The sequence below is a fragment of the Streptosporangium sp. NPDC003464 genome (assembly GCF_053588315.1).
Genome location: NZ_JBSFPS010000081.1, coordinates 23,861 through 34,662, shown reverse-complemented (window position 1 = coordinate 34,662; position 10,802 = coordinate 23,861). Strand labels below are relative to the sequence as shown.

9 protein-coding genes are annotated in these 10,802 nt (G+C 73.1%); 2 read left to right on the top strand and 7 right to left on the bottom strand.

What is annotated here, in order from left to right; all coding sequences use genetic code 11:
- The 5 genes from ACWDS7_RS19610 to leuA form a co-directional block, all read right to left on the bottom strand.
- On the bottom strand, nucleotides 1-497 hold a 497-nt coding region (locus tag ACWDS7_RS19610; protein WP_451930415.1), incomplete at its 3' end, for a MarR family winged helix-turn-helix transcriptional regulator.
- A gap of 13 nt (nucleotides 498-510) precedes the next feature.
- Complete coding sequence (locus ACWDS7_RS19605; RefSeq protein ID WP_451930414.1) at nucleotides 511-2,274, bottom strand: FUSC family protein; 1,764 nt, start codon at nucleotides 2,272-2,274, stop codon at nucleotides 511-513.
- A gap of 85 nt (nucleotides 2,275-2,359) precedes the next feature.
- A complete protein-coding gene (locus ACWDS7_RS19600; protein ID WP_451930413.1) occupies nucleotides 2,360-2,911 on the bottom strand; it encodes an Ohr family peroxiredoxin in 552 nt (183 codons plus the stop codon).
- Nucleotides 2,912-3,065: 154 nt separating this feature from the next.
- Complete coding sequence (locus ACWDS7_RS19595; protein ID WP_451930412.1) at nucleotides 3,066-3,959, bottom strand: D-arabinono-1,4-lactone oxidase; 894 nt, start codon at nucleotides 3,957-3,959, stop codon at nucleotides 3,066-3,068.
- Nucleotides 3,960-4,053: 94 nt separating this feature from the next.
- Complete coding sequence (gene leuA / locus ACWDS7_RS19590) at nucleotides 4,054-5,763, bottom strand: 2-isopropylmalate synthase (protein ID WP_451930411.1); 1,710 nt, start codon at nucleotides 5,761-5,763, stop codon at nucleotides 4,054-4,056.
- A 330-nt stretch (nucleotides 5,764-6,093) separates the two neighbouring features.
- Between leuA and ACWDS7_RS19585 the strand changes: the two genes are divergently transcribed.
- Nucleotides 6,094-6,339, top strand: a complete 246-nt coding sequence (locus ACWDS7_RS19585) for a DUF2630 family protein (RefSeq protein ID WP_306857144.1) — start codon at nucleotides 6,094-6,096, stop codon at nucleotides 6,337-6,339.
- 71 nt (nucleotides 6,340-6,410) lie between these two features.
- Here ACWDS7_RS19585 and ACWDS7_RS19580 read toward each other — a convergent pair whose 3' ends face one another.
- Both ACWDS7_RS19580 and ACWDS7_RS19575 read right to left on the bottom strand, forming a co-directional pair.
- Entirely contained in the window at nucleotides 6,411-7,442 is a 1,032-nt protein-coding gene (locus ACWDS7_RS19580; RefSeq protein ID WP_451930410.1) for a hypothetical protein, read from the bottom strand.
- Nucleotides 7,394-8,530: a transporter substrate-binding domain-containing protein gene (locus ACWDS7_RS19575; protein ID WP_451930409.1), complete on the bottom strand. Its 1,137-nt coding sequence runs from the start codon at nucleotides 8,528-8,530 to the stop codon at nucleotides 7,394-7,396. The genes ACWDS7_RS19580 and ACWDS7_RS19575 overlap by 49 nt, the downstream gene beginning before the upstream one ends.
- Nucleotides 8,531-8,783: 253 nt before the next feature.
- Here ACWDS7_RS19575 and ACWDS7_RS19570 point away from each other — a divergent pair, with 253 nt between their 5' ends.
- Nucleotides 8,784-10,760 carry a protein kinase domain-containing protein gene (locus tag ACWDS7_RS19570; RefSeq protein WP_451930408.1) on the top strand — a complete coding sequence of 659 codons (1,977 nt, stop codon included), beginning with the start codon at nucleotides 8,784-8,786 and terminating at the stop codon, nucleotides 10,758-10,760.
- The last annotated feature ends 42 nt before the right edge of the window (nucleotides 10,761-10,802 follow it).

Genomic DNA, 10,802 nt, shown 5'->3' with positions numbered 1-10,802 from the left:
GTCACTCGCGCCGGCTGGTGAGCCCACACGTCCTGGTAGCGGACACCGACACCACCTGCGGTGACGTGGGCGTTGAGGATGCGGGCCGCCAGCAGCGACTTCTCATAGCCGAGCTGCTCGGGCAGCAGCCGGTCGATGAGCAGGCGGCCCTGCTCGGTGAGGGCGAGGTGGGAGACCCGGCGGTCCCGGTCGTCGGGGCGGCGGGTCACCAGCCCGTGCTCCTCCAGCAGCCGCAGCCGCTTGGTGACGGCGGCCCCGGAGGCGAAGGTCTCCCTGGCGATCTGGCCGGGGGTGAGTTCGCGGTCCAGCCGTCTCAGGGTGCCGAGGATGTCGAACTCGGCGCGGGTCAGGCCGTGCTCGCGCAGCGGCGCGTCGGTGGCCTGCTGGAGCAGGAGGACGCAGCGGTTGAGGCGGCCGATCACGGCGATCGGCGCGATGTCCAGCTCCGGGTGGATGCGCTGCCACTGGCCCATCACCTGCGCGACGATGTCCTCCACGCCCCTGCTTCCCTCACCCGCTCACCGGCCCGGAGCCGACTCTATCCCGGACGGGCCCGGCCAGCAGTGCGAGCGTGCGGTGTCCCCGCTGCTCGGCGCGGGCGATCCGCTCCTCCGGCAGCGCCCGCTGCCACCACTCTCCGGCGGCGACCTCGGTGGCCTCACGCAGTTCCACCAGGGCGGTGACGAGCAGGCCACGGGCCCGCGCCCGGTCCCCCGGTCCGGGAGAACCGGACTCCAACAGGCGTTCCGCCCCGGTCCGGGCGGCGCTCACGCGCCGCAGGGCGGCGTCGATCCGGCCCGCGGTGCGGCGGTTGGTCACCAGCAGGCAGCCGAGCAGTCCCGCCGCGACGCCCACGCAGGTGTCCAGCCAGCGGTCGGCGATCAGCTGCCCGGCGGGCTGGTGTCCGGGGAACTCGGTCAGCAGCAGGGCCATCGGGGTCACGCACACGGTGCCGAGCCAGTAGTTGCGGGTGATCAACGCTTCGGTGCCGAACTGCAGGAGCAGCGCCAGCAGCACCAGCGCGAGCTGCCCGGTCCGGCTGACCGGCAGCAGTGCCGTGAACAGCAGCAGGCCCGCGACGTTGCCGAGCGCGCGTTGCAGCCCCCGCTGCCAGGACAGCACGGCGTTGGCCTGGAAGACGGAGGCGGCCGTCACGATCGCCCAGTAGGGGTGGCCGACCCCGGCCGCCAGCGACGCGGCCCCGGCGAGAGCGGACCCGACGGCGACCCGCATCCCGATCGGGAACAGCGGGGAGGCCGGGTGGAGGGCCCGCAGGAGGCGCGGCCCGCCACCCCGTGCGGCCCGTTCCACCGCCGTGCCCGCCGGCTCCGCGGCTCCGGCCCCGGTGCGGTCCGTCTCGGGCAGCGGCCGGTTCCGGCGCAGGTCGGCGGCCCAGGAGGCGAGCCGGTCGGCGTCCACGGCGGACCCGGCGGCGAGCGAGTCCTCCGCGCGCACCAGGAGACGCTCCAGAGCCGCACGGCCCGGACTTCCGGGCGTGAGCAGGAGGGTGTGCCAGGCGGCGTTCACCGCCATGGCGGCGTCGTGACGGGCCCGGGACGCGGAGTCCTCACAGGCACCGGACACGGCGACGCCCTGACCGGCCCCGGACGCGGAGTCCTCACAGGCACCGGACACGGCGACGCCCTGACCGGCCCGGGGCGCGGCGCCGGCCGGTGGCGGGATCCTCGCGGCCGCCTCCAGGGCCCGGGCGACGGCGATGCGCTGGGGGCCGTCGGGTCGGATGATCATGGGAGCCATGCAGACCAGCCAGGCGAGGGCCGCGCCCGCCGTCACGAGCACCAGGTGGAAGGGCACCTCGCCGAGCCGCTGGGGCATGAAGGCGCACGTCGCGGCCATGAAGGTGAAGATCACATTTCCGGGCGGGCCGATCCGGGCCGCGTCGCACACCATCTTGTGCAGGGCGGCCAGCACCGCGGCCACGACGACCAGGACGGCGGTGGACCGGGTGAGGCCGGCCGCGGTGAGCGCCACCCCCACGCTCGCGATCATGCCCAGCGCCACCCGGAGCAGGGTGCGCGCCCGGGCCGCGTACGGCAGGCCGTGCGCGTACAGGGCGCACATCGCCCCGGCGGAGGTGTGGACCGCCAGGTCCAGGCGGCCCAGCGCCAGAAGGATCAGATCGGGGACCGCCAGCGCGATGACCGCGCTGAGCGCGTGCTTGTGCCAGATGTCGCCGTACCGGCCGAGCCGGAACACCCCCTTCAGCGGCAGCCGCCGTGCGCGCGCGTCCGGCCCCGCGTTCATGTCCCCCATACACATAAGCTTACAAGGTGTTTTATCTGTAAAATATATGAGGCGCGGCCACGGACCGGGCTATGACCTGCCGGGACCCGGGTGATCAGGCCAGGTGCAGGCCGACCTCGACGTTGCCCAGCAGCGCCCTGGAGTACGGGCAGTGCTCGTGCGCCTGCTCGGCGATGCGGCCGGCCAGGCCCGGGTCCACCTCCGGAAGGTGGACGGTCACATCGACGCCGATCACGTAGTCGTCGTGCCTTCCGCGCCTGCGCAGCTCCACCGCCGCCTCGACGCTGGCGTCGGCGGCGTCCACCCCCGCCCGGCCGGCGACGAGTGTGAGGGAGCTGTGGAAGCAGGCCGCGTACGCCGCGGCCATGAGCTGCTCGGGGTTGGGGGCGCCGCCGGGCCCGCCGAGCTGCTCCGGCACCCTGATCTCCAGGTCGAGGAGGCCGTCGTCCGTCGTCACCCGCCCGCTCCTGCCGCCCGTCGAAGCGGCGCGCGCCGTGTAGAGGGTGCCGTAGCCGGCCTCGCCGCCGAGGGTCCCGGTGAGCTCGGCCTCGACTCCGGGGCCCGAGTAGTCCGAGGCCATCGGCCGCCTCGGCGTACCGGCCGCCCCGCCGGGCCCGCCCTGTCCGGAGCGCACATCATGTCCCATGGGTCCGTCCCCCGATCCGCCACCTGAGCCGGCCCGGACGCCCCACCGCGCTCTCCCCCGCCCGGACCCGCATGAACTGGCCGAAACGCTGGTTACCTACCCGCGGGGGCGGTGACCGACACGGCGCCGCAGCCCCACCGCCGGGTCCACGCGTTCAGCAGGAGCGGGCCCCGGCGAAGACATGGTCGTCGACGAACGCGTTGCGGAACTTGCCGGCCGGGTCATAGGCGTCGAGCAGCCGCTGGAAGTCCGGCAGCCGCCGGTAGAGGGAGCGCAGGCGGTCCGGGCGCATGACGAAGAGCTTGCCCCAGTGGGGCCGGGCGTCGAAGGGCTCCAGCCGCTCCTCGACCACGGCGAGCACCCGCCGCACCGCCGGCCAGTCCTTCTCCCAGGTGAAGTGGACGGCGACGGTCTCCTCCCCGTAGGAGGGACTCATCCACAGGTCGTCGGCCGCGACGGTGCGGATCTCCGACACCTGCAGGACGGGGGCCACCTGGTCCCTGACGCCGTCCAGGGCCCCGAGCGCGGCGAGCGCGTGGCGGCGGGGCAGCAGATACCCGGACTGGAGCTCCTCTCCGCTGCCGGGCGTGAAGTCCAGGCGGAAGTGCGGCAGCCGCTCGTGCCACGGGCCCGGCACGCCCATCTGCCGGGTGCAGTTGGCGGCCGGCATGCCCGGCAGGGGGTGCAGATCGGCCCGCGCCGGCGTCGCGCCCAGCCACCGCGCCCCCGCCTCCCAGGGACCGGCCGCGTCGGCACGCCGCTTCAGCCACACCTGGTTGATCAGCGGACCCCGCCAGTCGGTGAACAGGCTCACGCTGTAGGCGGCGGAGAAGATCTCCTCGAAGTGGTCCTCCGGCCGCGCCCACGGGAGGTTCTCATACACCTCCTGCCGCACGTCGAACGCCGGGACGGTGTCGAGGGTGACCCGGGTGACGATCCCCGGCGCGCCGAGCCCGACCACCGCCCCGCGGGCCGGGGCCGGACCGGGCTCCTCGACGGGGCCGCCGGCCGTGTCCGGACATGACTCGACCGCGCGTCCGCGGGTCACGCGGAGGGCGCGGTCGAATGGACGACGTGCGGCCTTGTGGGCGGTTGTCGAGCGCCTCGCCCGGCAGGTCGTGCCGGGACCGCGCCTGCCGTGCCTAGCGGGTCGCGCGGTTGACGGCGGAGATGATGGCCTTCAGGGACGCGGTGGTGGTGTTGGCGTCGATGCCGACGCCCCACAGGGGCTCGCCGCCGATCTCGCACTCGATGTAGGAGGCGGCCTTGGCGTCGGTGCCCGCGCTCAGCGCGTGCTCGGCGTAGTCGAGGACGCGGACCTGGATGCCGATCGACGACAGGGCGTCGCAGAAGGCGGAGATGGGACCGTTGCCGACCCCCTCGACCTCGCGGATCTCACCGTCGACGCGCAGGTCGACGCTGATGGCGTCCTTCTCGTCGCCCCTGGAGACGGTGCGGTGGGCCAGCAGGCCCAGCCGCCCCCACGGGCTGGCCGGGTTCGGGAGGTATTCGTCGGTGAAGACCTCGAACATCTGGGCCGGGCTCACCTCGCCGCCGAGGCTGTCGGTGCGGGCCTGGACGACGCGGGAGAACTCGATCTGCAGGCGGCGCGGCAGGTCGAGCTGGTGGTCGGCCTTCATGATGTAGGCGACCCCGCCTTTGCCCGACTGGCTGTTGACCCGGATGACCGCCTCGTAGCTGCGGCCGATGTCCTTGGGGTCGATCGGCAGGTAGGGGACGGCCCAGGTGAACTCGTCCACCGGGACGCCGGCGGCGGCCGCGTCGCGCTCCAGGTGCTCGAAGCCCTTCTTGATCGCGTCCTGGTGGGAGCCGGAGAAGGCGGTGTAGACCAGCTCGCCGCCCCAGGGGTGACGCGGGTGGACGGGCAGCTGGTTGCAGTATTCGGTGATCCGGCGGATCTCGTCGATGTCGGACAGGTCGACCTCCGGGTCGACGCCCTGCGAGAACATGTTCATGCCGAGGGTGACCAGGCATACGTTGCCGGTGCGCTCGCCGTTGCCGAACAGGCAGCCCTCGATGCGGTCGGCCCCGGCCATGTAGCCCAGCTCGGCGGCGGCCACGGCGGTGCCCCGGTCGTTGTGCGGGTGCAGGGAGAGCACGATCGAGTCGCGGTAGGCCAGATTGCGGTGCATCCACTCGATCTGGTCGGCGTAGACGTTCGGCGTGGCCATCTCGACGGTGGCGGGCAGGTTGACGATGACCTTGCGGTCCGGGGTGGGCTGCCAGACCTCGTTGACGGCGTCGCAGACCTCCACGGCGTATTCCAGCTCGGTGCCGGTGAAGGACTCCGGTGAGTATTGGAAGTAGACGTCCACCTCGGAGGCGTCGGCCAGCTTCTTGCAGAGCTTGGCGCCCTCGACGGCGATGGCGGTGATGCCCTCGCGGTCCTGGCCGAAGACGACCCGGCGCTGGAGCGTGGAGGTGGAGTTGTAGAGGTGGACGATGGCCGTCTTCGCGCCCTCGAGCGACTCGAAGGTCCGCTCGATCAGCTCGGGCCGGGCCTGGGTCAGGACCTGGATCACCACGTCGTCGGGGATCCGGTCCTCTTCGATGATCTGCCGGACGAAGTCGAAGTCGGTCTGCGACGCGGCCGGGAAACCTACCTCGATCTCCTTGTAGCCCATCTTCACCAGCAGCTCGAACATCTTGAGCTTGCGGTGGGAGTCCATCGGGTCGATCAGTGCCTGGTTGCCGTCACGCAGGTCCACCGCGCACCAGCGGGGGGCCCGGTCGATGACCTTGCCGGGCCAGGTGCGGTCGTCGAGACGGACCGGGGCGTAGGGCTGGTAGCGATTGAACGGCATGGTGCTGGGTTGCTGCTGCGGATACATGCAAGGGCTCCTCGACTGGATGACAATCGTGGCCGACGCGCATGGCTCGCTCCGCGACGAGGGAGCCGGCCTCTTACAGGCCCTCGTCGCGGCAGCTAAGAAGCAGCCCGCGCAGCATGCATAGCACGCTAGCAGACACTTGCAAATATCTGGGACACGAGCCCACATCGTGAGATCTCCGGCCCGCCCCCGGCCACCGCGGGGCCCTGGCCTGCGCGGCCCGGCTCAGGCGATCCGCTGGATCATCCGCCACCGTCGGCTCGGCCTCCGGCGGGGCGGTCACCTGCTGGTCGGATACAGTCCGAAAAGGACGCAGACAGGGGGAACGGAATGAAGGACGACGACATCCTCACCCACATCCACGAGCTCATCGCCGAGGAGCACGGTCTCCGGCAGCGGCTGGCCTCCGGCGCGATCTCCTCGCATGAGGAGAACAACCGGATCACGCAGCTGGAGGAGGCCCTCGACCAGGCCTGGGACCTGCTCAGGCAGCGCCGGGCGCGGCGGGAGTTCGGGGAGGACCCCGATTCCGCCGCGCCGCGTCCGATCGACGAGGTCGAGGACTACCGGCAGTGACCGGGGGCCGCCGCCGAGGGCGGCGCACGGCGGCCCTCACAGCGGCGCGGACACCTGTCGCTCAGGCGGCACTAGTCCTTGGGACGGCCCTGGCAGCGCGGGTCGACCGGGGCCGGCGGCGGGGCCGGGGCCAGCCAGGAGATCACGCTCTGCTCGACGTACCAGCCGTGCAGGTTCACCCAGGTTCTGGGCGCCTCGCCGGGGTCGGGGCAGAGCACCTTGGATTCGAGCCGGTCGTTCCGGACGAAGCTGACGACGCCCTCGCGCCCCAGCACGGTGGACATCTGGTCGTCGCTGGCTACCAGATAGCCCACGAGCACCCGCGGCTTCTCCTTCTCGGCCATTTGCAGGGCCACCAGCGGGAGGATCGGCGCCTTCATGACGACCACGCCCACGAGGAACGGCGTGAACACCGCCATCGCGACCGCGATGCCGTGAGTGAGCACCCGGGCGGGCGCCGCGGGGACCGGGCCGGTCAGCAGGACCGCGACCCCCGGCGGGAGCGTGAGCAGCAGCGAGGTGGCCACATCACGAGCGGCGAACGCCGCCCCGATGGCCGGCCAGAGCACGACGTAGGAGATCACCGCGACCATCACGGGCAGCGCGTAGCAGACGGTGGCCCGCAGCCCCTCGTGGTGGGGGAACCGCTCCCGCACCGTCAGGCCCGCCGCGGCCAGCGACAGCATCGCCAGCGTCGGCAGGAACCGCAGCTGCCAGGCCGACAGGCCGGCCACGACGGCCAGGGCCACCACCCAGCCGGGCAGCCGCTCGGCGGTCCGCACCAGCCAGGAGGAGTGGCCCGTGCTGATCCAGTAGAGGGTGCCGAGCACCCGGCCGCCCAGGATGAGGGCGGGCACGACCCAGACGGTGGTCAGCAGGACGGCGCTGAGCAGGCCCAGCGGGCTGGTGTTCTGCAGCAGCAGGAGCAGCGTCTGGGTGTCCTGCCGGCTGGCGTACCACAGCCGCATGACCAGCAGGACGATGGGGAAGACCGGCAGCAGCGCGAGCAGCCACTCCTGGTCCCGCGGCGCGTCCCTGACCCGCCTGCCCCCTTTCAACGGGTCGGGCAGTCCTGGACGGGCAGGGACCGCTCCCACGGCCATCTGCGCACCCGCGGGGGGAGCGCGCAGGGCTGCTCCGCCTGGGCGACGTTCACGTTGGGGCTGGCCGCCAGCATCGGGTCGATGTAGGTCTGGTAGGCCTGCTCCCACCGCTGGTCCTGGGGGTCGGCGTAGGAGCGGTAGAGCGCGAGGTCGACCAGGGTCTGCAGAGCCTTGTTGGAGCCGGTGTTGACCGCCCACATCTCGGTCTTCTCCAGCGCGATGTCGTGATGGCGCAGCTCCCCGTGCGCCTCGGCGACGAACCCGGCCAGGATGGCCGCGTCGGTGGTCATCGCGTCGAACTCACCCTCCTGGTCGGACTCGCTCTTCTTCAGGCCCCTGGCGCAGTCGCTGATCTGGTTCTTGGCGGTGACGGTGGCCTTCGTCGCCTTGCGCAGCTCGTTCTCGGAGGTCGAGGTGCCGAGCGTGCAGACCTTCTTTCCTTCGAGCTGTCCCAGGGAGGTGATGTCTCCCGGGTAGTCGGACCTGGTCACCACGGACTGCTCGGTGTAGAGGTAGGGCGTGGAGAAGCCGACGGAGGGGTCGTCCTGCCGGTCGCGTGTCACGCTGAAGGTGGCGACCACGAGGTCGACCCTGACGAACCGGCCGTTGGCGTCGCGCGCCTGCATGCGCGCCCGGTCCTCGGTGTCGATGGCCAGGAAGTCGACCTTGTCCGGCCGGTAGCCGAGATCCGCGGCGATCAGGTAGGCGATCTGGATGTCGAAGCCCTTGAACTCGCGCCTGCCGGTCTGCTCCTGGTAGGCGATGCCGGGCGTGTCGGCCTTCACCCCGATCCGGAGCCTGTCCTTGTTGAACAGTCCGGCCTTCTCCCGCAGCTCGGCCTCGGTGGGCGGCCCGTTCACCCACATGACGGACACCCCGACGACGATCGCGGCCAGGATCAGCGCGATCCACGCCGCGAGCCGGAAGCGTCTGACCCGCCGCGGCGGTCCGGGTGCGGGCGGCGGCTCCGGCTCTGCCGGCAGAACGGACTCGGGCGACAGAACGGACTCGGACGAGGGAGCGGGCTCGGACGGCGCCACCGGCTCCAGCAGCGGACCGGCCCCGGGCAGCGGACCGGACTCCGGCAACGGACCGGCCCCGGACGGCGGACCGGGCCGCGACTTACGAGCTCTGGAACGGGCCGGCCGATCCCCCGCCCGGATCCCCGCGTCCGCAGGCTCTTCGGTCATGGCACCTCCGGACTCCCTATCTGTTGAGCAGGCTATGCCGTCACCCCCCGGGTCGGGCGTCCCTTCACCAAGACGAGATCAAATGACTTACGGGTGCGGTGACCGGAACACCCCTTAGGATCCTCTATCAGATCTCAGGGAGCGGGGGGCAATGAACACCGTCATTGGGCCGTACCGCGTGGTGAGCAGGCTCGGGCAGGGCAGGACGGGAGAGGTCTTCCTCGCCCGCGACCCCGACGGACGCCAGGTCGCCGTCAAGGTCGTCCACCCGCGACTGGCCGCCGACCCCGCTTTCCGGCGGCGCTTCCAGCAGGAGGCGGAGGCCGCCTCCCGGGTCGCCCGCTCCTGCACGGCGCCGATCCTGGACATCAGGCTCGACGACGGGCAGGTCTACCTGGTCACCGAGTACGTCGACGGGCCGGACCTGCGGCGGCGGGTCACGGATCACGGCCCCCTCTCCGGGTCGGGCCTGGAGACACTGGCGGTGTCCACCGCCGTCGCCCTGCAGGCCGTCCACGCCGCCGGCCTCGTGCACCAGGATCTGAAGCCGTCCGGCATCCTGCTCGGCCCGCTCGGGCCCAGGGTGATCGGTTTCGGCGTGGCCCACCTCGCCGACCCCACCGGCCCCGCCGGGGAGGAGGCGTCCCTCTACATCTCGCCGGAGCGGGCGCGGGGCGAGGAGGCCACCGCGGCGTCGGACGTGTTCGCCTGGGGCGGGGTCGTCCTCTACGCGGCGACCGGACGGCAGCCGTCCGGCGGCGGCACCGGCCACCCCGACGATCACGCCGGCCCCGGCCCGACCGGGCTGCACGGCGTGCTCCACGACCTCGTCGGCCGGGCCCTCGCCCGGGATCCGGGCCGTCGCCCCGGCGTGCCGGAGATCCTCAGGGCCCTGACGGGTGCCAGCGACCCGGCCACGTCCCTCGTCCGGCCGCCCACCGCGGCGGGCGAGCAGCCCGTGGAGCCGTTCGACGCCCCCACCAACCCGGCCATCCCCCTCGTCCGGCCCCCCGCGCCCCCCGTCGCGGCGGTGCCGCCCGCGCTGCCGCCTCTCGACGTCCCCACCAACCCGGCCGTCCCCCTCACCCGCCTCCCGTCGGCGGACCCGCCCGCCGTACACCCACCCGACCTGCCCGCCGCGCACCCCGACGGGCTACCCACCGCGCATCCCAACGGCCTGGCCACCGCGCACCCCGACGGGCTGCCCGCCGCGCACCCCGACGGCCTGGCGGCCGGGGAGCAGCCTCCGCACCGGCCGGGCCGGATCCCCGGCGGAGGCGGGCCGGGCTCGCCCGGGGCCGCCCCGCCGCGCTGGGGCCGTTCGGTCGCCGCCCCCGTCCTCGCGGGGGTGGCGATCGCGCTGGTCATCGCGGCTGTCTCCTTCTTCCTGCCGCGGGACGGGGCCACCGGCGACCGTGAGCCCCTGGCCCAGCCGGCCGCCACGGCGGGCGACGCCGCCGGGCCCACGCCGGAGACGACCGCGGGGACCGTGGCCACGCTCTCGCCCTCCCCGCAGCCGACCCCGTCGTCCTCGACCGCCACGGCGACGGCCACGCCCACGCCGGAGCGGATCTGGCCGTTCCGGGACGACTTCACCGGCGAGGATCGCGGCTGGAGCGTGGCGGCGTGGGGCAAGGGCAAGGGCAGGCACCGCCCGACCGGCGGCGCCTACCGGATCACCGCCAGGTCCGACGGCTATCTCCCGGTCGCCGCGCCCCTGGCCGCCCCGGTGAAGAACGCCACCATCACCGCGAAGGTCCAGGTGCTGAACGGCACGGGCACCTTCGGCGTCTTCTGCCGGGGCCGCGACGCGGGCGCCAGGCGCTACGAGTTCTCGATCAGCAGCGGCGGCGACGCCTCCATCGTCAAGAGCGGCGAGGCGCCCGCCTCGGTGAAGCGCGTCCCGGTCCCCGGTTTCCGCCCCGCCCGGCTCAACGTCCTGCAGGCGTCCTGCCTCAGCGGCAAGACGGGGACCCGGCTGAGCCTGCGTGTCAACGGCCGGGGAGTCGTCTCCCGGCTCGACAGGGAACGGCCGTTCGCCTCCGGCTCCATCGGCGTGTTCGCCCGCGCCCAGGGCGGCGGCTCCGGCGTGGACGTCGGCTTCAACTCCTTCGAGGCCCGTTCCTGAGCCGGCCCCGCCACCGGGCCCGCCGCAGGCCCCGCCCCTGAA